The 22,960-nt window shown below is 72.1% G+C and carries 22 protein-coding genes; 5 read left to right on the top strand and 17 right to left on the bottom strand.

Annotated features, from left to right (window positions below):
• Nucleotides 1-17: 17 nt before the first annotated feature.
• The 3 genes from ACFW47_RS05255 to ACFW47_RS05245 form a co-directional block, all read right to left on the bottom strand.
• Nucleotides 18-1,232, bottom strand: a complete 1,215-nt coding sequence (locus tag ACFW47_RS05255; protein WP_386304864.1) for a PLP-dependent aminotransferase family protein — start codon at nucleotides 1,230-1,232, stop codon at nucleotides 18-20.
• Between the two features lie 77 nt (nucleotides 1,233-1,309).
• Nucleotides 1,310-2,212: an SAM-dependent methyltransferase gene (locus ACFW47_RS05250; protein WP_386282081.1), complete on the bottom strand. Its 903-nt coding sequence runs from the start codon at nucleotides 2,210-2,212 to the stop codon at nucleotides 1,310-1,312.
• Between the two features lie 90 nt (nucleotides 2,213-2,302).
• Complete coding sequence (locus ACFW47_RS05245; protein ID WP_386282083.1) at nucleotides 2,303-3,619, bottom strand: helix-turn-helix domain-containing protein; 1,317 nt, start codon at nucleotides 3,617-3,619, stop codon at nucleotides 2,303-2,305.
• A 207-nt stretch (nucleotides 3,620-3,826) separates the two neighbouring features.
• On the opposite strand from ACFW47_RS05245, the gene ACFW47_RS05240 reads away from it, so the two are divergent.
• Nucleotides 3,827-4,552 carry a DUF4232 domain-containing protein gene (locus ACFW47_RS05240; protein ID WP_386282086.1) on the top strand — a complete coding sequence of 242 codons (726 nt, stop codon included), beginning with the start codon at nucleotides 3,827-3,829 and terminating at the stop codon, nucleotides 4,550-4,552.
• Between the two features lie 46 nt (nucleotides 4,553-4,598).
• Here the strand turns inward: ACFW47_RS05240 and hemB are convergent, their stop codons facing one another.
• Nucleotides 4,599-5,591, bottom strand: a complete 993-nt coding sequence (gene hemB, locus ACFW47_RS05235; RefSeq protein ID WP_386282089.1) for a porphobilinogen synthase — start codon at nucleotides 5,589-5,591, stop codon at nucleotides 4,599-4,601.
• Between the two features lie 111 nt (nucleotides 5,592-5,702).
• On the opposite strand from hemB, the gene ACFW47_RS05230 reads away from it, so the two are divergent.
• Nucleotides 5,703-6,161 carry a MarR family winged helix-turn-helix transcriptional regulator gene (locus ACFW47_RS05230; RefSeq protein ID WP_386304863.1) on the top strand — a complete coding sequence of 153 codons (459 nt, stop codon included), beginning with the start codon at nucleotides 5,703-5,705 and terminating at the stop codon, nucleotides 6,159-6,161.
• Between the two features lie 148 nt (nucleotides 6,162-6,309).
• On the opposite strand, the gene ACFW47_RS05225 is transcribed toward ACFW47_RS05230, so the two are convergent.
• From ACFW47_RS05225 to ACFW47_RS05205, 5 genes are all read right to left on the bottom strand, one after another.
• On the bottom strand, nucleotides 6,310-8,007 hold the full coding sequence (locus tag ACFW47_RS05225) for a uroporphyrinogen-III synthase (protein ID WP_386304861.1): 1,698 nt from the start codon (nucleotides 8,005-8,007) through the stop codon (nucleotides 6,310-6,312).
• Nucleotides 8,004-8,963, bottom strand: coding sequence for a hydroxymethylbilane synthase (gene hemC, locus ACFW47_RS05220; protein ID WP_386282098.1), 960 nt, complete (start codon nucleotides 8,961-8,963; stop codon nucleotides 8,004-8,006). The genes ACFW47_RS05225 and hemC overlap by 4 nt, the downstream gene beginning before the upstream one ends.
• Nucleotides 8,960-10,690: a glutamyl-tRNA reductase gene (locus ACFW47_RS05215; protein ID WP_386304859.1), complete on the bottom strand. Its 1,731-nt coding sequence runs from the start codon at nucleotides 10,688-10,690 to the stop codon at nucleotides 8,960-8,962. The genes hemC and ACFW47_RS05215 overlap by 4 nt, the downstream gene beginning before the upstream one ends.
• The gene (locus tag ACFW47_RS05210; RefSeq protein WP_386282102.1) at nucleotides 10,687-11,457 is read right to left on the bottom strand and encodes a redox-sensing transcriptional repressor Rex; all 771 of its coding nucleotides are present in this window, start codon (nucleotides 11,455-11,457) and stop codon (nucleotides 10,687-10,689) included. Before ACFW47_RS05210 ends, ACFW47_RS05215 begins: the two co-directional genes overlap by 4 nt.
• A gap of 274 nt (nucleotides 11,458-11,731) precedes the next feature.
• On the bottom strand, nucleotides 11,732-12,082 hold the full coding sequence (locus tag ACFW47_RS05205; RefSeq protein ID WP_386304858.1) for a glutaredoxin family protein: 351 nt from the start codon (nucleotides 12,080-12,082) through the stop codon (nucleotides 11,732-11,734).
• Between the two features lie 105 nt (nucleotides 12,083-12,187).
• Between ACFW47_RS05205 and ACFW47_RS05200 the strand changes: the two genes are divergently transcribed.
• The 3 genes from ACFW47_RS05200 (at nucleotide 12,188) to ACFW47_RS05190 (ending at nucleotide 15,731) form a co-directional block, all read left to right on the top strand.
• Nucleotides 12,188-13,117, top strand: coding sequence for an HAD family hydrolase (locus ACFW47_RS05200; RefSeq protein ID WP_386304856.1), 930 nt, complete (start codon nucleotides 12,188-12,190; stop codon nucleotides 13,115-13,117).
• Between the two features lie 333 nt (nucleotides 13,118-13,450).
• Nucleotides 13,451-14,242 (top strand): ECF subfamily RNA polymerase sigma factor, BldN family, encoded by a 792-nt coding sequence (locus tag ACFW47_RS05195; RefSeq protein WP_386282109.1) that lies wholly within the window; start codon nucleotides 13,451-13,453, stop codon nucleotides 14,240-14,242.
• Between the two features lie 244 nt (nucleotides 14,243-14,486).
• The gene (locus ACFW47_RS05190) at nucleotides 14,487-15,731 is read left to right on the top strand and encodes a DUF5667 domain-containing protein (protein WP_386304854.1); all 1,245 of its coding nucleotides are present in this window, start codon (nucleotides 14,487-14,489) and stop codon (nucleotides 15,729-15,731) included.
• A gap of 42 nt (nucleotides 15,732-15,773) precedes the next feature.
• Here the strand turns inward: ACFW47_RS05190 and ACFW47_RS05185 are convergent, their stop codons facing one another.
• The 8 genes from ACFW47_RS05185 to ACFW47_RS05150 all read right to left on the bottom strand — a co-directional run bounded on the left by ACFW47_RS05185 (nucleotide 15,774) and on the right by ACFW47_RS05150 (nucleotide 22,846).
• Entirely contained in the window at nucleotides 15,774-16,859 is a 1,086-nt protein-coding gene (locus ACFW47_RS05185) for a lysophospholipid acyltransferase family protein (RefSeq protein ID WP_386304853.1), read from the bottom strand.
• Nucleotides 16,860-16,873: 14 nt separating this feature from the next.
• Nucleotides 16,874-17,935, bottom strand: a complete 1,062-nt coding sequence (locus tag ACFW47_RS05180; RefSeq protein WP_386304851.1) for an NAD-dependent epimerase/dehydratase family protein — start codon at nucleotides 17,933-17,935, stop codon at nucleotides 16,874-16,876.
• A gap of 211 nt (nucleotides 17,936-18,146) precedes the next feature.
• The gene (locus ACFW47_RS05175; RefSeq protein ID WP_003948845.1) at nucleotides 18,147-18,245 is read right to left on the bottom strand and encodes a 30S ribosomal protein bS22; all 99 of its coding nucleotides are present in this window, start codon (nucleotides 18,243-18,245) and stop codon (nucleotides 18,147-18,149) included.
• 108 nt (nucleotides 18,246-18,353) lie between these two features.
• A complete protein-coding gene (locus tag ACFW47_RS05170) occupies nucleotides 18,354-18,566 on the bottom strand; it encodes a helix-turn-helix domain-containing protein (RefSeq protein WP_004984898.1) in 213 nt (70 codons plus the stop codon).
• Between the two features lie 129 nt (nucleotides 18,567-18,695).
• Nucleotides 18,696-19,511, bottom strand: coding sequence for a phosphatase (locus ACFW47_RS05165; RefSeq protein WP_386282121.1), 816 nt, complete (start codon nucleotides 19,509-19,511; stop codon nucleotides 18,696-18,698).
• 243 nt (nucleotides 19,512-19,754) lie between these two features.
• The gene (locus tag ACFW47_RS05160) at nucleotides 19,755-20,927 is read right to left on the bottom strand and encodes an acetoin utilization protein AcuC (protein WP_386304850.1); all 1,173 of its coding nucleotides are present in this window, start codon (nucleotides 20,925-20,927) and stop codon (nucleotides 19,755-19,757) included.
• Nucleotides 20,878-22,125, bottom strand: coding sequence for an MFS transporter (locus tag ACFW47_RS05155; protein WP_386304848.1), 1,248 nt, complete (start codon nucleotides 22,123-22,125; stop codon nucleotides 20,878-20,880). Before ACFW47_RS05155 ends, ACFW47_RS05160 begins: the two co-directional genes overlap by 50 nt.
• Before the next feature lie 73 nt (nucleotides 22,126-22,198).
• Nucleotides 22,199-22,846, bottom strand: a complete 648-nt coding sequence (locus ACFW47_RS05150; RefSeq protein ID WP_386282128.1) for an HAD family hydrolase — start codon at nucleotides 22,844-22,846, stop codon at nucleotides 22,199-22,201.
• Nucleotides 22,847-22,960 lie beyond the last annotated feature (114 nt).

Here is a 22,960-nt window from a genome sequence, read left to right as displayed (position 1 = left end):
GGGCACGGCTCCGCGGCTCACCCGGCCCGCAGCCCCTCCCCCAGCCTCCGCAGCCCCTCCGCGATCTCGTCCGGCGTCTGTGTGACGAAGCACAGCCGCATGGTCGCGCGGTCGGGTTCGCCGGCGTGGAAGGGGGCGCCGGGGACGTACGCCACGTCGTGCCGGACCACCTCGGGGAGCAGGGCCGTGGTGTCGTACCGCTCCGGCAGCCGTACCCACACGAACATGCCGCCCTCGGGACGGGTCCACGCCGACCCCGCCGGGAGCGCGTCCGCGAGGCCGGCGAGCATGGCGTCCCGCCGTGCGCCGTAGGCGGCGGCGACGCGCGCGACGTGGGCGTCCAGATCGCGGTCGGCCAGGTACCGGGCGGCGGCGAGCTGGTTGACGGTCGGGGTGTGCAGGTCGGCGGCCTGCTTGGCGACCGCGCAGGCCCGGCGCAGTTCGGCGGGCGCCCGCAGCCAGCCCAGGCGCAGGCCGGGCGCCATGACCTTGGAGAAGGAGCCCAGCAGCACGGTGCGGTCGCGGGCGCCGTCGTAGGAGGCGATCCACGGCACCCGTTCGCCCTCGAAGCGCAGTTCCCCGTACGGGTCGTCCTCGACGATCCACACCCCGCGCCGCCCGGCCGTCTCCGCGACGGCGGCCCGGCGGTCGGCGGGCAGGGTGCGGCCGGTGGGGTTGGAGAAGGTGGGCACGGTGTAGAGCAGCTTGGGCCGCTCGCGCACCACCAGCTCCTCCAGCGCCTGAGGGTCCATCCCCCGCTCGTCGCCCGGCACTGCGACGACCCGGGCGCCCGCGAAGCCGAAGGCCTGGAGGGCGGCCAGGTAGCAGGGGTCCTCGACGAGGACGGTGTCACCCGGTTCGATCAGGGCGGTGGCGAGCAGGGACAGGGCCTGCTGCGAGCCGGTGGTGACGAGGAGGTCGTCGGGGCCGGTGCCGAGTCCGCGCGCGGTGGTGCGGGCGGCGAGCGCGGCGCGCAGGGCGGGCTCGCCCTCGGTGGTGGAGTACTGGAGTGCCCGCGCGGGCGTCTCGGTGAGCACGGCCTGGTAGGCGGCGGCGATGCCCTCCGCGTCGAACAGCACCGGGGCCGGGAGCCCGCCCGCGAAGTTGATCACCTCGGAGCGGGCGGTGACGGCCAGGATGTCCCGTACCGGCGAACCGCCGATCGAACGGGTCCGCGCGGCGAGCGGCGGGAGGGGAGCGGCGGGGGCGGTCGCGTTCTCGGTCACGGTCATGCCCGCACCCTAGAGAAATACGTGGCGCCTACAAGCGCCTTTCCGTGATCCGGACGTCCGCGCGGCGCTCGGCCCGGTCAGCCCTTGGCGCCCAGCCCTCCGTACACGTTGATGTCGGCGTCCGTGACGTCGTTGATGTCCTTGTACCGGACCTTCTCGATGTCGTCGAGGCCGGCCAGGTAGGACTCCTCGGGCTGCTCGGGCACGGGGGCCGCGTGGTCCGGGCGCCAGTGGTGCACCGGGACGACCCCCGGCTCGGCGAGCTCCAGCCCGCTCTGGGTGAAGAAGCGCTCGACGTCCTCGCGCGAGCGCAGCACGAAGGTGAACCCCCGCTCCGTGTACGTCCGCTGGACCGCGCGGATGTTCTCCGGGTTGAGGTCCTCGGTGAGGTGGCTGAGGACGAGCCGGCTTCCGGAGGGCAGCGCGTCCATCAGCTCGCGGACGATCGGGTAGGCCTCCTCGTCCTCGACGAAGTGCAGGATGGCGACCAGGCAGAGCGCGACGGGACGCCCGAAGTCGAGTGTCCCGGCGGCCTGTTCGAGGATCCGCGCCGGGCTTTTCAGGTCGGCGTCGATGTAGTCCGTGCGACCCTCGGGGCCGCTGGTGAGCAGCGCGCGGGCGTGGGCGAGGACGACCGGGTCGTTGTCGACGTAGACCACCCTCGACTCGGGGGCGGCGCGCTGGGCGATCTGGTGCACGTTCTCCGCGGTCGGCAGACCGGTGCCGATGTCGAGGAACTGACGGATGCCGTCCTTCTCGGCCAGCGCGGTGACGGCGCGGCGCAGGAAGTCGCGGTTGTGCCGCACGTCGAGGTAGCCGCGCGGGTTGGCGGCGAGCCCGGCGGCGGCCGCGTCGCGGTCGGCGGGGTAGTGGTCCTTGCCGCCGAGGAAGACGTCGTAGACGCGGGCCGGGTGCGCCTTGCTGCTGTCGATCCTCCTTCTCAGCTCCGCGGGGTCCTGGCTGAGGGCGTCACCGGGCATGGGCGTCTCCTGACGAGCGAACCGTTGTGTGGTCAACAACCTAACGCTCCGGACGAGTTGACCGTGCCCGGCACCCGCGGCCACCCCGGTTCAGTCGCCCTCGACCAGCTCCCAGGCGTCGCTGCCCAGCGGGTACGCGTAGTAGGAGCCGTCCTTGGCGGCGCTGGTGCGGAACGGCTTGCCGTGGTCGTCGACGCGCAGGATGCCCTCCCGGCCGCCGCTCGACCACTCCAGCTCCAGGTACCAGCTGACGTCGTGACCGCTGGTGTGCGCGTTGACGTGGAAGACCTCGGGGTCGGACTCGCTGACGGAGTACGGGAAGTCCCGCTGTCCGCCGATCGGCATCGCCAGGGGGGTGCCCATGTCGAGCGCGACGTCGAAGGCCTTCACGCTCACCTCGCCGCCGCAGCCGTTGCCCATCACGTACTGGTTCCAGTCCAGCGGCGCCTCGCTGCTCACCACGCGTACGTGCAGGGCCTTCAGGACGACGGTCTGCGGACCGGTGCCCTGCACGGTGAGGACGGCCGTCTGCCGGTTCGCGGAGACCGCGCCGTAGGCCGTGGCCCAGCCGACCGCGTCCTGCTGGGCGGGGGGCTTCAGCACGTTCTTCGGGCTGCGGTCGACGAGGAAGGCGTGGTCGCAGGGGGAGTCCCAGTAGTACGGGGTGGTCGAGACGGTGAGCATCGGGCCGTCGGCGGGCGCGCGGCGGCTCGGGGACGCGGCGGCACCGGCGCCCGTCGCGGACGCCGAGGGGGTCACGGACTCGGACGTCGAGGGGGACGCCGACGCGGACGCGCTGCCGCTCGGAGTCACCGGCGGGGTGGCGCTCCCGGACGCCGACAGGGCGGGCGGCACCGCCCCGGCGGCCCCGGCGGGACCGCGCCGCCCGTCGTCGCCCGAGCCCGACACGAGGTTGGCCACGAGCGCCACGGCGACACTCACGGCGACGACACCGGAGGCGGCGTAGAGGGCGGCGCGGGGGACGCGGCGACGGGGAGCGGGCGGCGCGGGCTCGGACAGCGGGGGTTGGGGCGACGCGGGTTGGGCCGGCGCCGGTTCCGAGGGCGCGGGCGGTGCCTCCTCGGCGGCGACCGGAGGGCCCGGCTCCGCGGAACGGCCGGTGTGCTCCTCGCCCTCGGCCCCGCTCTCACTCTCACCCTTCTTCACGCCCCGCAGGGCGTCCGCGCGGATCCAGCGGCGGTGGAGTTCGAGCAGTTCCTCGGGGGTGGCCCGGCACGCGCGGGCGAGACGTTCGACGGGGGCGAACTCGACGGGTACGACCTCCCCGCTGACGTACCGGTGGAGGGTCGACGCGCTCATGTGCAGCCGCTTGCCCAGTGCCCCGTAGCTCAGCCCGGACCGCTCCTTGAGTTCCCTCAGCAGTCCCGCGAAGTCGTCCCCCGCCACCGTTTCTCCCTCTCCCGCATCCCCGTACCGCATCCCAGCGGAATGCCGTACCCGCAGGTCAGGGCCGTCTCGGCATCCCAGCGTCCCGCATGCTCCGGCATCGCTGGCGACCGGGACGGCCCCGGCCCCAAGCTGTGGTCATCCAAGCAGCCGCTCCCGGCGAACGGTCGAGCGGCTCACCTCAACTCCACCCGAAGGGGTCCACTCATGTCCACACGCACCGCCCGCCGCACCCGCCTGTTCGCCGCCACCACGGTCGCCCTGGCCGCACTCGCCCTGACGGCCTGCGAGAGCGGAGACGGCGCCGACACGGGCGCCGCGGCCCCGTCCTCCTCCGCTCCGGCCGGCGGAAGCAGCGAGCAGCCGCCCACCGACGGGAAGGAGTCGGGCGACACCACCGAGGCCAACGGCTCGAAGGGCACGAACGGTTCCGCCGGCTCGTCCGGCGCGCGCGATTCCTCCGGCTCCGGCTCCTCGGGCTCCTCCGACAAGTCGACGGGCGGCACCGGCGACGACGACTCGGAGATGCCTGGCAAGTGCTCCGCCGCCGACGTGAAGATCACGGCGACGAAGGTGACCCGCCCCCTCAACCACCTGCTGCTGACCGCCACCAACACCGGCTCGAAGACGTGCGTGCTGCCGCCGTACCCGGCGGCCCGCTTCGGCGAGGCGCAGTCGGTGCCGCCGGTCGCGGAGGCGACCAGGCCGCAGTCCCTGACCGGGGTCGAGCCCGGCAAGTCCGGCTACGCGGGCGTGGTGCTGTCCTCCGGCGACGGCAGCGGCGAGAACGGCTACGAGACGGACACCCTCACCGTCCCCTTCGAGGACGGCTCCATCGCCACCGTCGCCCTGCCCGCCGGCGGCGTGTACGTCGACACCGCGCTGACGGTCACCTACTGGCAGACCGACATGGACGCCGCCCTCGGCCACTGAAGGGGCGCCCGCACCCCCTGCGCGGAACACCGGGCGAGGTCGCCGCTCAGCGGAGGGTGCGAGCGACCTCGGTGGCCCAGTAGGTCAGGATGGTGCGCGCACCGGCCCGCTTGATGCCGGTGAGGGCCTCGAGGATGGCCCGGTCGCGGTCGATCCAGCCCTTCTCGGCGGCGGCCTCGATCATCGAGTACTCGCCGGAGATCTGGTAGGCGGCTACGGGCACGTCCACCGCCTCGGCGACCTTGGCGAGGATGTCGAGGTAGGGACCGGCCGGCTTGACCATCACCATGTCGGCGCCCTCCTCGAGGTCGAGCGCCAGCTCCCGCAGGGACTCGCGCACGTTGGCGGCGTCCTGCTGGTAGGTCTTCCGGTCGCCCTTCAGCGAGGACCCGACGGCCTCCCGGAAGGGGCCGTAGAAGGCGGAGGCGTACTTGGCGGTGTACGCGAGGATCGCGACGTCCTCCCGCCCGATCTGGTCGAGGGCGTCGCGGATGACCCCGATCTGCCCGTCCATCATCCCGCTGGGTCCGACCACGTGGGCGCCCGCGTCGGCCTGGACCTGCGCCATCTCGGCGTACCGCTCCAGGGTGGCGTCGTTGTCGACCCGCCCCTCGGCGTCCAGCACCCCGCAGTGCCCGTGGTCGGTGAACTCGTCGAGACACAGATCGGACATGACGAGCAGCTCGTCCCCGACCTCGGCCCGCACGTCCCGCAGCGCGACCTGCAGAATCCCGTCCGGGTCCGTCCCGACCGTGCCGGCCGCGTCCTTCTTCTCCTCCGCCGGCACCCCGAAGAGCATGATCCCGGAGATCCCCGCCTCGACCGCCTCCGCGGCGGCCTTCTTCAGCGTGTCCCGGGTGTGCTGCACGACCCCGGGCATCGCCGCGATCGGCACCGGCTCGCTCACGCCCTCGCGCACGAAGGCCGGGAGGATGAAGTCGGCCGGGTGCAGCCGGGTCTCGGCGACCATCCGACGCATGACAGGAGTGCTCCGCAGCCGCCTGGGCCGCGTACCGGGAAAGGATCCGTACGTCGACATACCACCTACGCTACGCCCGCCCCACCCGTGCCTTTGCCGACGGCGAGTCGGCCCGGGACGGCCCCTGGCGCCCTTGACCTCAACCAAACTTCAGTTTTTACGGTCGTCGCCATGGACTACTCGCACAGCGACGCCGAACTGATCCGCCAGCCCGCCGGCTACTGGACCTGGGCCGCCTACAAGGCCGTCGTCACCCGCACCCGCGCCGCCCTCGCCGAACTCGGCACGACCCAGCCGCAGTGGTGGGTGCTGGCCCAGGTGGCCCGCGCCGGCTCCCCGAAGACCCGTGCCGAGATCTCCGCCCTCCTGCGCGACTACCTCGACACGGGCCCGGAGTCGATGGAGTCGGAGATCGACGCGACCATCTCCAACGGCTGGACCGCTCAGACCCCCGACGGTCACCTGACCCTCACCCCCGCGGGCAGGGCGTTCTTCGACAAGGCCGCCGCCCTCCAGGACGACCTGTGGGCACAACGCCACGCCGGGATCTCCGACGACGAGTACCTGACCACCGTGAAGGTGCTCCAGCGCCTCATCCACAACACGGGCGGCGAGGCCTGGCACCACTGATCCGCCGCCCGGCCCTGCCGTGCGCGGCTCCCGCGTTCGCCTGTGGAACCACACGACCACCGGTTCGGCCTGCGGCGCGGCGGCCAGGCGGAGCGCGGAAAGGCGGGGCGCTCCGAGGAGCGCCCCGCCTCACGTCACCTGACGTCCCTCACGTGGAGGACCGCCGTCGACGAGCCCCCGGCCGCCGCTCGCTCGGCCGCGTCACCGGGTCGCCGGCCTCCACGGCCGCCGCGCGGCGGCGGGCGCCGAAGTCGGCCAGGGCCTCCGCCAGCTTGGTGACGGACGGCTCGGGGGACATGACGTCGACCCGCAGCCCGTGCTCCTCCGCCGTCTTGGCGGTAGCCGGGCCGATGCACGCGATCACCGTGACGTTGTGCGGCTTGCCCGCGATGCCCACCAGGTTGCGGACCGTGGACGACGAGGTGAAGAGCACCGCGTCGAAGCCGCCGCCCTTGATGGCCTCCCGGGTGGTGGCCGGGGGCGGCGAGGCGCGCACCGTGCGGTAGGCGGTGACGTCGTCCACCTCCCAGCCCAGCTCGATCAGACCGGCGACCAGGGTCTCCGTGGCGATGTCCGCCCGCGGGAGGAAGACGCGGTCGATCGGGTCGAATACCGGGTCGTACGGCGGCCAGTCCTCCAGGAGGCCCGCCGCCGACTGCTCGCCGCTCGGGACCAGGTCCGGCTTCACGCCGAAGGCGATGAGCGCCTTCGCGGTCTGCTCACCGACCGCCGCGACCTTGATGCCCGCGAAGGCACGGGCGTCGAGCCCGTACTCCTCGAACTTCTCCCGGACCGCCTTCACCGCGTTGACCGACGTGAACGCGATCCACTCGTAGCGGCCCGTCACCAGGCCCTTGACCGCCCGCTCCATCTGCTGCGGGGTGCGCGGGGGCTCCACCGCGATGGTCGGGACCTCGCTCGGCACGGCCCCGTAGGACCGCAGCTGGTCGGAGAGCGACGCCGCCTGCTCCTTCGTACGCGGCACGAGGACCTTCCAGCCGAACAGCGGCTTGGACTCGAACCACGACAGCTGGTCGCGCCGGGCGGACGCGGAACGCTCGCCGACCACGGCTATCACCGGGCGGCCACCGTCCGGCGACGGCAGCACCTTGGCCTGCTTCAGGGTCTGGGCGACCGTGCCGAGGGTGGCGGACCAGGTGCGCTGCCTCGTCGTCGTACCGGCGATCGTGACCGTCAGCGGCGTGTCCGGCTTGCGGCCCGCCGACACCAGCTCACCGGCCGCCGCGGCCACCGAGTCGAGCGTCGTCGAGACCACGACCGTCCCGTCGGAGGCACCCACCTCCGTCCAGCACCGCGCCGACGCCGTACGGGCGTCCACGAACCGCACGTCGGCGCCCTCGGCGTCGCGCAGCGGAACACCGGCGTACGCGGGCACGCCGACGGCGTTCGCGATGCCGGGGACGACCTCGAAGGGCACCCCGGCCGCGGCGCACGCCAGCATCTCCTCGGCGGCGTACGCGTCGAGCCCGGGGTCCCCGGTCACCGCACGCACGACCCGCCTGCCGCCCCGCGCGGCCTCCATGACAAGATGTGCGGCATCCCGCACAGCGGGGACACCAGAGGTCGTTGACGTGCCGTCAACTACCTTCAGCTGGGGCGCGCCTGTGCCCGGATCCGACGGATCGGCATCCGTGTGCACTTCGGACACGCCCTGCCTCGCATGCGTGCGTACGACGTCGAGCACCTCGTGCTCGGCGACGAGGACGTCCGCGTGCGCCAGCGCCTCCACGGCGCGCAGAGTCAGCAGTCCCGGATCTCCGGGTCCGGCACCGAGGAAGGTGACGTGCCCTTGTTCCGGACCGGCGGGAAGGGTGGTGGGGCTCAATGTGCTCGCTCCCCCATCAGACCGGCCGCGCCCTGGGCGAGCATCTCGGTGGCGAGTTCGCGACCGAGTGCCATCGCCGCATCGTGCGTCTGGGGCACGGGACCGGTGGTGGACAGCTGCACCAGCGTCGAGCCGTCGGTCGTGCCGACGACGCCGCGCAGGCGCATTTCCTTGACAGTCTGCCCGTCGGCCAGAAGGTCGGCCAGCGCGCCCACAGGGGCGCTGCAGCCGGCCTCCAGGGCGGCGAGCAGTGACCGCTCGGCCGTTACGGCGGCCCGCGTGAACGGGTCGTCGAGCTCGGCGAGCGCGGCGATCAGGTCCGCGTTGTCCGCGGGGCACTCGATCGCCAGGGCCCCCTGGCCGGGAGCCGGCAGAACCGTGTCGACCGACAGGAAGTCGGTCACCTCGTCGATGCGGCCCACCCGGTTCATCCCGGCGGCGGCCAGCACGACCGCGTCGAGCTCGCCGCTGCGGACGTATCCGATGCGGGTGTCGACGTTGCCCCGGATCGGGACCGTCTCGATCTCCATGCCGTGGGTGCGGGCGTACGCGTTCAGCTGCGCCATGCGGCGCGGCGCGCCCGTCCCTATCCGGGCGCCGCGCGGCAGGTCGGTCAGCTTGCGCGCGTCCCGGGCGACGACCACGTCCCGCGGGTCCTCGCGCTCGGGGATCGCGGCCACCACCAGGCCCTCGTGCTGCGCGGTGGGGAGGTCCTTCAGCGAGTGAACCGCGAAGTCCACCTCTCCCCGCAGCAGCGCCTCGCGCAGCGCGGCCACGAACACGCCCGTGCCGCCGATCTGCGCCAGGTGCTCGCGCGACACGTCGCCGTACGTGGTGATCTCGACCAGCTCAACGGGCCGACCGGTCACCTGGCTCACGGCGTCCGCCACCTGCCCGGACTGGGCCATGGCGAGCTTGCTGCGCCTGGTCCCCAGCCTCAGTGCCTTCTCAGTCATGCCGGCCCTCGGTTCTTCTCAGTGCTGTTCTCGGCGCGGGAGACGGAGGCCACCGTCTCGGGGTCGAGGTCGAACAGGGTGCGCAGCGCGTCCGCGTACCCGGCGCCGCCGGGCTCGGCGGCGAGCTGCTTGACCCGTACCGTCGGCGCGTGCAGCAGCTTGTCGACCACACGCTTGACGGTCTGGGTGATCTCGGCGCGGTGCTTGTCGTCGAGCCCCGGCAGCCGCCCCTCCAGGCGGACGATCTCGCCGGCCACCACGTCGGCGGCCATGCTGCGCAGCGCGACGACGGTCGGCGTGATGTGGGCGGCCCGCTGGGCGGCGCCGAACGCCGCGACCTCGTCGGCGACGATCCGGCGGACCATGTCGACGTCGGCGGCCATCGGCGCGTCCGCGGAGGCCTCGGCGAGCGACTCGATGTCCACCAGACGCACCCCGGCCAGGCGGTGCACGGCGGCGTCGATGTCGCGCGGCATCGCGAGGTCGAGGAGGAAGAGCACGGGCTGCGGGCGCGGCACCTCGGCGACCGGCTCGGGGCGGCGGCGCTCGGGGATGCGGCCGACACGCGTCGCCGTCGCGGCGAGCGCGGTGATCAGCTCGGCGTCCGCCTCGGCGCCCGGCCGCCCGGTCTCGCGCGGCCGGTCCACCGTCGTACCGCTCGCGGCCCAGGCCCCGTGCTGCTCCAGCGTGGCCGCGTCCATGCCGGCGACGGCGGCCTCGCCCATGACGGAGAAGCCGGACGGGACCGCGGACAGGTCCAGGGGGCAGTTCTCGTCGCCACCGGCGGCCTGCAGAGGCGTTTCGGCTGCCTCCCGTACGGCGCTCTCCCGTACGGCGGTGTCCGCGGCCGGCGCTCCCGCGGCCCGCTCGGCGGCGGGCGCGCCCGTGCGGCCCTCCACCGTCGCCGCCACGGCGTCCGCCGTCAGGACCAGCCCGGTCGCGCCGGTGCAGGAGACGGCCAGGTCGGCACGTGTCAGCTCGGCCGGCACCGCGTCCATCGGTACCGCGCGGGCCAGCACGTCCGTGTCGTCGCCCTCGGCAAGGATCTGTGCGAGCCGCTCGGCCCGCTCGAAGGTGCGGTTGGCGACCACGATCTCGGCGACCCCGGACCGCGCCAGCGTGGCGGCGGCCAGCGAGGACATCGAACCGGCGCCGATGACCAGGGCCTTCTTGCCCCGCGCCCACTGCTGCACGTCGGCGCCCGCGGCGAGCTGCTCCAGGCCGAAGGTGACCAGGGACTGCCCGGCGCGGTCGATGCCGGTCTCCGAGTGGGCCCGCTTGCCGACCCGGAGCGCCTGCTGGAACAGGTCGTTCAGCAGCCGCCCGGCGGTGTGCAGGTCCTGGGCGCGGGCCAGGGAGTCCTTTATCTGACCGAGGATCTGGCCCTCGCCGACCACCATCGAGTCGAGCCCGCAGGCCACCGAGAAGAGGTGGTGGACGGCCCGGTCCTCGTAGTGCACGTAAAGATAAGGAGTGAGCTCCTCCAGGCCGACCCCGCTGTGCTGGGCGAGCAGCGTGGACAGCTCGGCGACACCGGCGTGGAACTTGTCCACGTCGGCGTAGAGCTCGATGCGGTTGCAGGTGGCCAGCACCGCGGCCTCGGCGGCCGGTTCGGCGGCGACCGTGTCCTGGAGCAGCTTGAGCTGCGCGTCCGCGTTCAGGGACGCCCGCTCCAGCACGCTGACCGGCGCGCTGCGGTGGCTGAGTCCGACGACGAGGAGGCTCATGCCGGCATCACGGCGGGCACGTCCCCGTCGGGTCCCTGGTCGGTGGCGGGCTGCTGCTTGCGGGCGACGGCGGGCGGCACGGCGCCGGCGTCGGCCACGGCCTCCTCGCCCGCCTTGCGCTGCTCGTGGAAGGCGAGGATCTGCAGCTCGATGGAGAGGTCGACCTTGCGCACGTCGACGCCCTCGGGGACGTTCAGCACGGTCGGCGCGAAGTTCAGGATGGAGGTGACACCGGCGGCCACGAGGCGGTCGCAGACCTGCTGGGCGGCGCCGGCGGGGGTGGCGATCACGCCGATGGAGACACCGTCGTCCTGGATGATCTTCTCCAGCTCGTCGGTGTGCTGCACCGGGATGCCCGCGACGGGCTTTCCGGCCATTCCCGGATCGGCGTCGATCAGCGCGGCGACGCGGAAACCGCGGGAGGCGAAGCCGCCGTAGTTGGCGAGCGCGGCGCCGAGGTTACCGATACCGACGATCACAACCGGCCAGTCCTGGGTGAGCCCCAGTTCGCGCGAGATCTGGTACACGAGATACTCGACGTCGTAGCCGACGCCCCTCGTCCCGTAGGAGCCGAGGTAGGAGAAGTCCTTGCGCAGCTTCGCGGAGTTGACTCCCGCCGCCGCCGCCAGCTCCTCGGAGGAGACCGTGGGCACCGAGCGCTCGGAGAGCGCGGTCAGCGCGCGGAGGTACAGCGGAAGCCTGGCGACGGTGGCCTCGGGAATCCCTCGGCTGCGGGTCGCCGGTCGGTGTGTTCGGCCAGTTGCCACGGTGCTCCTGCGGGTAGAGCGGGGCTGTAGGCGGTCATACGTCCCTACATGACCGCCCCGTCGAATGCAGGCTATGTCTTTGTGAACGCGTGCACAAAGATGGTGTCCGATTTGCCCGGCCAACGTGACCGGGCTCACGCACGCCCGGCGCACGAACCGGGAACCGGCGCGTACACGCACGCGTTCCTCTCCCATCGAGGGCAAAGCCGCACACGCTCCTCACGATCAACGCCCCCGAGACCAAGTCACCATCGATCCTAAGCGACCATCCGGACTACTTGGACTCGTCGGTCAGTGCCTTGCGCAGGCGTTCCTCGTTCACACGCCAGAAGGTGTGCTGCCTGCCGTCGACCAGGACGACCGGGATCTGTTCCCAGTACTCGTCGTGGAGTTGGCGGTCCTCGGTGATGTCCTTCCCCTCCCAGGGGACACCGAGGTCGGCACAGACCTTCTCGACGACGAGCTGTGCGTCATCACACAGGTGACAGCCGGGTTTGCGGATGAGGGTGACGAGATGGTTCTCGGAGTGCTCGGGGGGCTGAGCGGGCTGCGGGGCCCCGTGCGTCTGCGGGTCCTGCGGGCCGGTCGCGGGCTTTCGGCGGAAGAGGGGACTCATGCCGGCCATTCTCCCGCGCGCGGCCGCCCCCTTAACGGTGCGGTCGTCCAGAGTTCACAGCCTCCGAACCTCTCGACTCCGAAGCCCCCGAACAAACTGGCTATGCTCACGGACATGGCCGCTCTTCGATGGCTCACCCCCCGTAGGCGCTCCGCCACGGCGCGGAGCGTGTTGGCAGGCGAGGCCTCGGCGGAGGCAGCCCGCAAATCCGCGCAGTCCGCGGAGGCGACCGCTCCCGACACGGGCACGGAGCCCGAGTTCCCGGTCCACGGCGACGAGCGGGCGGCCGCCTTCTTCGACCTCGACAACACCGTGATGCAGGGTGCCGCGATCTTCCACTTCGGCCGGGGCCTGTACAAGCGGAAGTTCTTCGAGACCCGCGACCTCGCCCGGTTCGCCTGGCAGCAGGCGTGGTTCCGGCTCGCCGGGTTCGAGGACCCCGAGCACATGCAGGACGCCCGCGACTCCGCGCTGTCCATCGTCAAGGGCCACCGCGTCTCCGAGCTGAAGTCGATCGGCGAGGAGATCTACGACGAGTACATGGCCGAACGGATCTGGCCCGGCACCCGCGCCCTCGCCCAGGCCCACCTGGACGCCGGGCAGAAGGTCTGGCTAGTCACCGCGGCCCCGGTGGAGATCGCCCAGGTGATCGCCCGCCGCCTGGGTCTGACCGGAGCGCTGGGCACGGTGGCCGAGTCGATCGGCGGCGTCTACACGGGCAAGCTCGTCGGCGAACCCCTGCACGGCCCCGCGAAGGCGGAGGCGGTAAGGGCGCTGGCGACGGCGGAGGGCCTGGACCTGTCCCGCTGCGCCGCCTACAGCGACTCCCACAACGACATCCCGATGCTGTCGCTGGTCGGCCATCCGTACGCGATCAACCCGGACTCCAAGCTGCGCAAGCACGCCCGGGAGCTGGAGTGGCGGCTGCGGGACTACCGCACCGGCCGCAAGGCGGCCAAGGTCGGCATCCCGGCGGCCGCAGGCGTCGGCGCCGTGGCCGGCGGCACCGCGGCGGCCATCGCGCTGCACCGCCGCCGCCGCTGACCGCGCCCCGCCGATCAGCCAATGCCGTTGGGCCAATCGATGTGACGTACCCCTGAGGCAGCCTCTCCAGTCCCCTTTTCTCACATCGACCACAACACGCTCTGTAGTCACACGGAATTCGAACCGATCCGGTCATCAATCGGTCACTCTGTCGCAGCTGATCGGGCGTCAATCGGGCACGGAAGCGACGTAATCGATGATTTGAGCAACTGGGCGTAGCAGTGCCTGCACGAAGCGTTATTCTCCTCAGACGCATTCCGGCACCCCACCTTCGCTACGACGGGTGAATGGTTCCGTACTGCACGTGATGGAAGCTCTGCCTCTGGGAGTCCCGTGTACCCACACGTCGGGGTTGACGCCTCGGGCCTGGCTACGCTGCGCGCAACGGTCAAATCAGCCCAAGACCTGTTGCGCGGCTTCGTCCCCACCGCGTACGCCGTCCCCGCCCTCGCCACGGCCACCGTCCCCGTCGGCCCCTGCTACGCACTGGCCGACTCGGGCGCCGCCGTCGGCAGACGGGCGCGGTCGTCCTCGTCCGGGGCCGCCGCCACCCACCGGCGCCCCGCCGCCGACAGCGACAGCGCCCGCATGATGGACCTGGTCGAACGGGCCCAGGCCGGCGAGGCCGACGCCTTCGGCCGGCTCTACGACCAGTACAGCGACACCGTGTACCGCTACATCTACTACCGGGTGGGCGGCAAGGCGACCGCGGAGGACCTCACCAGCGAGACCTTCCTGCGCGCCCTCAGGCGCATCGGCACCTTCACCTGGCAGGGCCGCGACTTCGGCGCCTGGCTGGTGACCATCGCCCGCAACCTCGTCGCCGACCACTTCAAGTCCAGCCGCTTCCGGCTGGAGGTCACCACCGGCGAGATGCTCGACGCCAACGAGGTCGAGCGGTCCCCCGAGGACTCCGTCCTGGAGTCCCTGTCCAACGCCGCCCTCCTGGACGCCGTACGACGACTCAACCCGCAGCAGCAGGAGTGCGTGACCCTGCGCTTCCTCCAGGGCCTCTCGGTCGCCGAGACCGCCCGGGTCATGGGCAAGAACGAGGGCGCCATCAAGACGCTCCAGTACCGCGCCGTACGCACCCTCGCCCGGCTCCTCCCGGACGACGCACGCTGAGAGCCCTCCCGACACTCACCCTACGCGTTCCCCAAGTCACCCCTGGTGAAAGTCCGTTGAGACAGCGGTCCGATCATCCACCGTCCGTAACCCAAGTGCCGCGCCACTCGTTGTGCGGGATGCAGGCTCCCTGTGGTCACCCCCTGGCCGACTCCGATCACACGATCGGGTGGTTCCGATCAGGGTGTGCAACCCTCAGGACCCCCTGGGGAGTCGACCGTCATGACGAGAGGAGGTGCCGCCAGTGATCGCGAACGTATCGGCACACCGGCGGGCGAACGCCTTCGCCCAGGCTCTGGAGGAGCAGTCCGATCCCGGGGCGGCGGCCGAGCAGTCCGGAGGTCCGGCAGCCGCCGGAACCACCGGGGAACAGACCGAGCAGGGTCGTCTGTTGACCCTCGCCGCCGGCCTGGAGACGCTGCCCCGGCCCGAGCTTGATCCCGAGGTCAAGGTCGTCCAGCGGGCCCAGCTGGTGGCCGCGTTCGAGGCCATGCTCCAGGAGGGCACCGCGGGCGGAGCGGCGGACCCTTCGGTTCCCGAACAGCGCCGGGCGCGCGGCACCCACCGGGCGGCCCCGCTGAAGAGGTTCCGGCCGCGCTCGCGGCTGGCGAAGGGCCTCACCGCGGGCGGGCTGAGCGTGAGCGTGGCCGCCGGAGCCTTCGGCGGAGTCGCCGCAGCCAGTTCGGACGCCCTGCCCGGCGACTCGCTCTACGGCCTCAAGCGCGGCATAGAGGACTTCCGCCTCGGCCTCGCCGACGGGGACGACGAGCGCGGCCGGGCCTACCTGGACCTGGCGTCCACCCGGCTGAACGAGGCACGCAGGCTGATGGAGCGCGGCCGCAGCGGCTCCCTCGACCACGAGTCCCTCGGCGAGATCCGCCGCGCCCTCTCCGGCATGCGGCACGACGCCTCCGAGGGCCACCGGCTGCTCAGCGCGGTGTACGCCCGCGACCCCGACTCCCTGGCCCCCATGCAGGCCCTCTCCACCTTCTCCCGCTCCCACCGGGAGACCTGGGGAGCCCTGCGCGACCGGCTGCCCGTGCAGCTCGGGGACGTGAGCGAGCAGGTGTCGTCGGTGTTCGACGCCATAGAGGACGACGTGGCGCCGCTGCGGTCCATGCTGCCGCAGCCGCCGGACCAGGAAACCGGCGGCGCGGACGACGGCCGCCCGGGCAGCTCCGGATCGGCGACCAGCGACGCCCCCGGCTCCGGCGGGCACTCGTCGGCGCCCAGCACCGGCGACGACGGCACCTCCGAGCGCGGGCGCACGGACAGCGGCCGGCCCAGCGAGTCCACCGGCTCCGGCCAGGAGAACGACGGCCTGCTCGGCGGCGGCACGGGCGGCCTGCTCGACCCGCCCAAGGACAGCAGCCCCGCCTCCCCCTCCACGGGCGGCAACACCCCGCCCGCGGAGCCGGACGTCACCCTCCCGCCCCTCCTCCCGGGCCTCCTGCCCGGCCTGGGGATCGAGGCGGACGACGCGGAGTGAGCACGGGGGCGCCCCGGCACCCGGGGCGCCCCCGTCACCGCCTCAGAAGAACACCGACCTCCGCTGCACCAGCAACTTGTACAGCGTGTGCTGGATCTGCTCCCGCACCTGGTCGGTCAGGTTGAACATCAGCATCGGATCCTCGGCCGCCTCCGCCGGGTAGCCGTCCGTCGGGATCGGCTCACCGAACTGGATCGTCCACTTGGTCGGCAACGGCACGGCTCCCAGCGGCCCCAGCCACGGGAAGGTCGGCGTCAGCGGGAAGTACGGGAAGCCCAGCAGCCGCGCCAGCGTCTTCGCGTTTCCGATCATCGGGTAGATCTCCTCCGCACCGACGATCGAGCACGGGATGATCGGCACCCCCTGCCGCAGCGCCGTCGACACGAAGCCGCCCCGCCCGAAACGCTGGAGCTTGTAACGCTCGCTGAACGGCTTGCCGATGCCTTTGAAGCCCTCCGGCATCACGCCGACCAGCTCACCCTGGGCGAGCAGCCGTTCGGCGTCCTCCGCGCAGGCCAGCGTGTGCCCCAGCTTGCGGGCCAGCTCGTTGACCACCGGCAGCACGAACACCAGGTCCGCCGCCAGCAGCCGCAGGTGCCGGTCGGCCGGATGGTGGTCGTGCACGGCCACCTGCATCATCAGGCCGTCCAGCGGCAGCGTCCCCGAGTGGTTCGCCACGATCAGGGCCCCGCCCTCGGCCGGGATGTTCTCCACGCCCCTCACCTCGACCCGGAAGTACTTCTCGTACACCGGGCGGAGCATGGACATCAGCACCTGGTCGGTGAGCTCGGCGTCGTAGCCGAAGTCGTCGACCTCGTAGTCACCGGTGAGCCGGCGGCGCAGGAAGGCCAGGCCGCCCGCGATGCGCCGCTCCAGCCCGCCGTCCGCGCCCAAGCCCACGCCCCCGTCCTCGGACGACCGCGGCTCGGGCGTCACGGCGTCACCGTCCTCGGCGGCCCCCCGCACCGGCAGCGGCTGCACCTCCCGGACCGGCACGGACTCCGCCGAGCTCTTGCGCCGGCTCCCCGCGCCGCGGCGCCGGGCCGGGCGCTGGGCCGCGTTCCCCCCGCTGCCGCCGCTCCCCCGCGACCGGTCGTCGTCGAACGGAATGACCTTGGCGTCCGCCATCGTTGATGCGCTCCTCAGTTGGCGCTCTGCGTCGGGAGGTGGCCGCTGCCCCGCAGGGACAGCTCCGCGAGCCGGTCGACGGCCCCCGCGAGGGCCTCGGGCGGCAGCAGACCCGCGCCACGGCCGCTCGCGAAGTCCGCGAACGCCCCGGCCGTCGAGTACTTCGGCCGGAAACCCAGGGTCTCGCGCATCTGCGTGGTGTCCACCACCCGCCCGTGGGTGAGCAGCCGGATCTGCTCGGGGGAGAAGTCCGTCATCCCCAGCGTACGCACGAGCGAGCCCGCCCAGGTGACCGCGGGCAGCAGCAACGGCACCGTCGGGCGGCCCAGCCGGCGCGAGCACTGGGAGAGCGTCAGGACACCGTCGCCCGCGATGTTGAAGGTGCCGCTGTTCAGCGTGCCCCGCCGCGGCTCGTGCGAGGAGATCCGCAGCACCTCGATCACGTCGTCCTCGTGCACGAACTGCAGCCGCGGGTCGTAACCGAACACCGTCGGCAGCACCGGCAGCCCGAAGTACGAGGCGAGCGGCGTGTCCGCGGCCGGACCGAGGATGTTGGCGAACCGCAGCACGGTCACCGCGACGTCGGGACGGCGCCGGGCGAAGCCCCGCACATACCCCTCGACCTCGACGGCGTCCTTGGCGAAGCCCCCGCTGGGCAGCGACTTGGGCGCGGTGGTCTCCGTGCAGACGGCCGGGTCACGCGGCGCGGACCCGTAGACGTTCGTACTGGACTTCACCACGAGCCGCTGCACGGCCGGCGACTTCTGGCAGGCACCGAGCAGCTGCATCGTGCCGATGACGTTGGTCTCCTTGACCGACGTACGGCTGCCGCTGCCCAATGGGGTGCCCGTGACGTCCAGGTGGACCACCGTGTCGGCACCCGTCTCCGCGAGGATGCGCCCGATCGCCGACTGGCGGATGTCGGCCTGGACGAACTCGGCGCCGCCCAGATGGTGCTCCGGCGCGACGGCGTCCACGCCGACGACCCGGTCCACGTCGGGGTCACGCTGGATGCGCCGGACGAACCGGCCGCCCAGCTGACGGGCCACTCCGGTCACGAGCACGACCTTGCCCAAGATCAGCGCCTTCCTTCCGCCCTGCTGCGTACCCTGCCGCGTTCCCCGCCTGCGGGCCAACTTAGCCGGTCGGTGTTGCGCTGTGATGACCGACGGACGCGGCAAGTGACGAGATTTCGCGGTCACCCCGCGCTCCCGCCCCCGAAGACGACTGTGACCCCCCACCGGATGCGGTGGGGGGCCACAGACCACGCTGACGGCGCAGCGTCGCTTACTTCTTGTTGCGACGCTGAACGCGCGTGCGCTTCAGCAGCTTGCGGTGCTTCTTCTTGGCCATCCGCTTGCGCCGCTTCTTGATAACAGAGCCCACGACTACCCTCGCTCACTTCTCATCACTCGGTTGGTGAGCGCCATGGGCCCACACGACCTACGAGGGGCCAGCCTACCCGCCCGAGCGCTGAGGTCGTAATCGAGGTCGTCAGGCCGTTTCCACCCCCACGTAACTCTCCCGGAGGTACTCGTGAACCGCTTGCTCCGGGACGCGGAACGACCGTCCCACCCGGATCGCGGGCAGATGACCGCTGTGCACCAACCGGTACACGGTCATCTTGGACACGCGCATCACCGAGGCGACCTCCGCCACGGTAAGGAACTGAACCTCGTTCAGAGGCCTTTCGCCAGCTGCAGCCATGACACACCTGAACCTTCCGCACTCGACGGCCACCGGCTTCCCCTTCCGGTGACTCTTCGTCGCTGCGTGCTCACTCCCCAATGTAGGGGCGGGTGATGCGAATGGGGAAGAGGTGCACCCATCGCTTCCCTACCGTGACAGACACGCCCGATTGAGTACGTAGCGGGTAAGCGGCCGGTAGTACTCAGACCGCACGGCGTCATCAAGTGGAACGACGACGGACACGGACCCCTCGGCCTGCCCGACGAAGAGCGCGGGATCGTCCGTATCGGCCGGCCCGATCGCCTCGAATCCCAGCTGACCTGCACCGCAGGCCCAACCATGGTCCCCGATCACCAGCTCGGGAAGCGGTCCTCCGGCCTCGACGGCGGCAGCCAGCGCGGTACGAACCGGGAGCGGAGAATGCGTGTGTGCGCCCGGCTCACCACCGGCGCGCCCGGCGCCGGGTTCCCGCACCAACGCGACTCCCCGGACGTAGTCGAGGTTGTACGTGCGTAGACCGAACCGGGTCGTTATGTCGACACAGCGACCCTGCGCCGGGGTGAGGACAGCACATCCCGCCGCCGACAACGCCTCGGCCAAGGCGACGTAGAAGCCGAGCAGCCGGTGCGGGTGCCCGGTACCGAGGAGCACCGGCCCGCGACGCTGAGCGACGGCCGCGAGCCGTCCGGCGAACGCGTCCAGAGCCGCCAGCGTCCGGTCCGGATCGATCACGTCCTGACCCGCGGTCTGCCGCGGATCGGCGGAGACCCCGCACCTGTCCGCCATCAGCCCGAGCAGCTCCCGGTGCCCCCAGTCCCGCTCCGGATCGATCCCGATCAGCACCCGCGGGTCCCGCGCCGCGAACAACCGGTAGCTCCGCAGGCTCACCTCCCGGGAAGTCGCCACCACCCCGGCAAGACGAGCGTCGAGAAGATGAGCCCGAAGAGCTCGGCGGGTCAGCACGAACCCGATGCTGCCGGGTCCACCCGTCTTGCGGGTGAGGAACGCGGCAATCTACCCACGGTCGGCGTAACGTTCCCGCTCCCCGCAGCCGCGGGCAGTCGTGCCGCTGGGGCGATGGGGGTCCCCCGCCCCGCTCGAGCGAAGCCGAGAGTGCGGGAGGGTGGGCGCAGCGGCACGCCGCCACGCCGGGCTGCGACGCCCCCGGCCGGCACCAACACCACGCAACCGACAACTCAGCCCCCGCTACGCCAACAGCCCCCGCAACGGAAACACCGCCCGCCGAGCCGCCAGCACCGCCTGATCCAACCGATCCGCGGGGTCGTACCCCGCCTCCCACGGCGCCCACCCCACCGGCCACCGCCCATCAGTCATCCGCATCGGCCCGAGCTGCCGCGTCCGCGCGAACACCTCCTGCCGCCACCCCTCCGGAATCACCGTCTCCGGCTCCACCGGCCGCCCCGCCGCGATTCCCACGAGATGCGTCCACGACCGCGGCACCACATCCACCACGGCGTAACCTCCGCCCCCCAGCGCCACCCACCGCCCCCCGGCGTACTCGTGCGCCAGCTCGTGACACGCCACCTGCACCGCCCGCTGCGCGTCCAGCGACACCGCCAGGTGCGCCAGCGGATCCTCGAAGTGCGTGTCCGCACCGTGCTGCGTCACCAGCACCTGCGGCCGGAAGTCCGCCAGCACCTCCGGCACCACCGCGTGGAACGCCCGCAACCACCCCGCGTCCCCGGTCCCGGCCGGCAACGCGACGTTCACCGCCGTCCCCTCCGCGCTCTCCGCCCCCGTCTCCTCCGGCCACCCGGTCTGCGGGAACAGCGTCCGCGGGTGCTCGTGCAGCGACACCGTCAGGACCCGCGGGTCCTCCCAGAACGCCGCCTGCACCCCGTCCCCGTGGTGCACGTCCACGTCCACGTACGCGACCCGCTCGGCCCCCAGCTCCAGCAGCCGCGCGATCGCCAGCGCCGCGTCGTTGTACACGCAGAAACCGGATGCCGCCCCGGGCATCGCGTGGTGCAGCCCGCCCGCGAAGTTCACCGCGTGCGGCGCGTCCCCGCGCCACACCGCCTCCGCCGCCCCCACCGACTGCCCGGCGATCAGCGCGGACACCTCGTGCATCCCCGCGAAGGCCGGGTCGTCGACCGTCCCGAGCCCGTACGACACGTCCGCCGTGCCCGGCTCCAGCGACGCCGCCTTCACCGCCTCGATGTAGTCCTGCCGGTGCACGAGCCGCAGCGTCGACTCCCCCGCCGCGCGCGCCGCGACGGCCTCCACCTCCCGGTCGAGCCCCAGGGCACCGACCAGACTGCGTGTCAGGGCGAGCCGGACCGGATCCATCGGATGCTCCGGACCGAAGTCATAGCCCGTTACTGCCTCGTCCCACATCAGCTGTGCGCGGCCGCTCATGCCCGCCACCGTATCGGTCCGGTTGAGACTCGAACGACCTGGCGTACACGACCGTCACCAGCACCAACACCATCGGCACGAGCATCGCCCCGCGATAGCTCCAGGCGTCCCCGAGCGCCCCCACCAACGGCGAACCGATCAGGAAACCGACGTAGTTGAACACATTGAGCCGCGCCACCGCCGCGTCGGACGCCCCCGGACGGCCGTCCCGCTCCTCGGCCAGCCGCCCCGCCGCCGCGAACGTCTGCGGCACCAGCACGCACAACCCCAGTCCCAGCAACGTGAACCCGAGCATCCCCGCCCAGGCCCCCGGCGCCCCCGCCACCACGGCGAACCCACCCGCCGCGACCACGGCCCCACCCCGCACCACCGCCACAGCCCCGAACCGCCGAACTCCGAAGTCCCCCACGGCCCTTCCCACCAGCGTGGTCACCATGTACACGTTGTACGGCACGGTGGCGAGCTGCTCCGAACTCCCCAGCACGTCCTGGAGGTACTTGGCGCTCCAATTGGAAACGGTCGAGTCCCCGATGTACGCGAACGTCATCACCAGGCACAACGGCAGCAGCACCTTGAACCCGACGCCCGCACCCACCGCCTTCCGCGGCCCCTCCGCCCCGGCCTCGCCGGGGCCGCCACCCTCCCCGTCGACGTACCACCGGCTCCCCACCAGTGCGAGCGGCGACAGCACCACCACGACCGGCAGGTACGACACCCACAACGCCAGGTCCCAGTGCGCCCCCGCCCAGGCCAGCGAGGCCCCCAGGATCCCGCCCAGGCTGTACGCCGCATGGAACCCCAGCATGATGCTGCGCCCGTACGCCCGCTGGAGACTCACCCCGAGCATGTTCATCGAGGCGTCCAGCGCCCCCACGGCGAGCCCGAAGAAGCCCAGCGCCAGGGCCAGCGCCGCCACCCCGTCCCCCGCCCCGACGCCGAGCAGCGCCAGCAGCACCACCGGCTGGGACCACCGCAGCAGCCCGCTCGCCCGCACCCGCCGCACCAGGCGCCCGGTCACTACACTTCCGACCCCCGCCAGGACGGGAACGGCAGCCAGGAAGACGGGCAGCACCGCGTCGGAGACGCCGTACCGGTCCTGAATGGCCGGGATCCGCGTCACCAGCAGAGCGAAGGCGACGCCCTGGGCGAAGAAGCCGAACGCCAACGAGACCCTGCCGCGCCGCAGCACATCCGTCATGGCGGCGAGCGTAGAGCTCCCGCTTACCCGTGGGTAGATCCAGCCAGAGATGAATTCTGCTCAGCTTTTTCGGTCAGGTCGTCAGCAACCCAGCCAACTCCCCCATGTCCTGGAAGAGACGGGTGGCCCCGGCCAGCTTCCCGGCTGGCGTCATCGCCGTGAACCCGTACACGTCCATCCCGGCCGCGACCGCCGCCCGCACGCCCAGCGGACTGTCCTCCACGACGACGCACCGCTCGGGCGCGACGCCCATCCGCTCCGCGGCGTACAGGAAGAGGTCCGGGGCGGGCTTCCCCCGCCCCACGTCCTGGGAGCTGAAGATGCGCTCTTCGCCGAACCACCGGTCCAGCCCGGTCTTCCGATGCCCCACCCGAATCCGCTCGTGGCTCCCGGAGGACGCCACGCAGTACGGCACCCCGTCCACCGCCAGTTTCTCCAGCAGGCCGACAACCCCGGGCACGGCCTCCAGGTCCTCCTCGAAAGCGGCGAAGACCCGGCGGTGGAACACATCGTCGAAGTCCTCGGGCAGCTTTCGCCCCGTCCGCTCCAGTACGAGGTCATGCACCCGGTGCATCGCGGCACCCATGTAGTCCCGCAGGGAGTCCTCGTACGACGTCGGGTGCCCCAGCTCACTCAGGTAGCCGGCCAGGAGCCGGTTCGAAATCGGCTCGCTGTCGACGAGGACGCCGTCGTTGTCGAAGATAACCAGGTCGTAGCGCATACGGGAGACACTAAACGAACCCTGAAATGCAGAAAGCCCCGCACCGTTCCCGGTGCGGGGCTCTCTCGCAATAATTGTTCGGCGGCGTCCTACTCTCCCACAGGGTCCCCCCTG

Source organism: Streptomyces sp. NPDC058796 (assembly GCF_042745235.1).
Classification (GTDB): Bacteria; Actinomycetota; Actinomycetes; order Streptomycetales; family Streptomycetaceae; genus Streptomyces.
The sequence above is the reverse complement of the archived record's forward strand: the minus strand, read 5'-3'. Positions and strand labels throughout refer to the sequence as shown.

What these genes read in the sequence shown, in the direction of transcription:
- ACFW47_RS05255 (WP_386304864.1), bottom strand. Translation starts at nt 1,232, where the DNA reads ATGACCGTGACCGAGAACGCGACCGCCCCCGCCGCTCCCCTCCCGCCG.
- ACFW47_RS05250 (WP_386282081.1), bottom strand. Translation starts at nt 2,212, where the DNA reads ATGCCCGGTGACGCCCTCAGCCAGGACCCCGCGGAGCTGAGAAGGAGG.
- ACFW47_RS05240 (WP_386282086.1), top strand. Translation starts at nt 3,827, where the DNA reads ATGTCCACACGCACCGCCCGCCGCACCCGCCTGTTCGCCGCCACCACG.
- hemB (WP_386282089.1), bottom strand. Translation starts at nt 5,591, where the DNA reads ATGTCGACGTACGGATCCTTTCCCGGTACGCGGCCCAGGCGGCTGCGG.
- ACFW47_RS05230 (WP_386304863.1), top strand. Translation starts at nt 5,703, where the DNA reads ATGGACTACTCGCACAGCGACGCCGAACTGATCCGCCAGCCCGCCGGC.
- hemC (WP_386282098.1), bottom strand. Translation starts at nt 8,963, where the DNA reads ATGACTGAGAAGGCACTGAGGCTGGGGACCAGGCGCAGCAAGCTCGCC.
- ACFW47_RS05215 (WP_386304859.1), bottom strand. Translation starts at nt 10,690, where the DNA reads ATGAGCCTCCTCGTCGTCGGACTCAGCCACCGCAGCGCGCCGGTCAGC.
- ACFW47_RS05205 (WP_386304858.1), bottom strand. Translation starts at nt 12,082, where the DNA reads ATGGCCGGCATGAGTCCCCTCTTCCGCCGAAAGCCCGCGACCGGCCCG.
- ACFW47_RS05200 (WP_386304856.1), top strand. Translation starts at nt 12,188, where the DNA reads ATGGCCGCTCTTCGATGGCTCACCCCCCGTAGGCGCTCCGCCACGGCG.
- ACFW47_RS05185 (WP_386304853.1), bottom strand. Translation starts at nt 16,859, where the DNA reads ATGGCGGACGCCAAGGTCATTCCGTTCGACGACGACCGGTCGCGGGGG.
- ACFW47_RS05170 (WP_004984898.1), bottom strand. Translation starts at nt 18,566, where the DNA reads ATGGCTGCAGCTGGCGAAAGGCCTCTGAACGAGGTTCAGTTCCTTACC.
- ACFW47_RS05160 (WP_386304850.1), bottom strand. Translation starts at nt 20,927, where the DNA reads ATGAGCGGCCGCGCACAGCTGATGTGGGACGAGGCAGTAACGGGCTAT.
- ACFW47_RS05155 (WP_386304848.1), bottom strand. Translation starts at nt 22,125, where the DNA reads ATGACGGATGTGCTGCGGCGCGGCAGGGTCTCGTTGGCGTTCGGCTTC.
- ACFW47_RS05150 (WP_386282128.1), bottom strand. Translation starts at nt 22,846, where the DNA reads ATGCGCTACGACCTGGTTATCTTCGACAACGACGGCGTCCTCGTCGAC.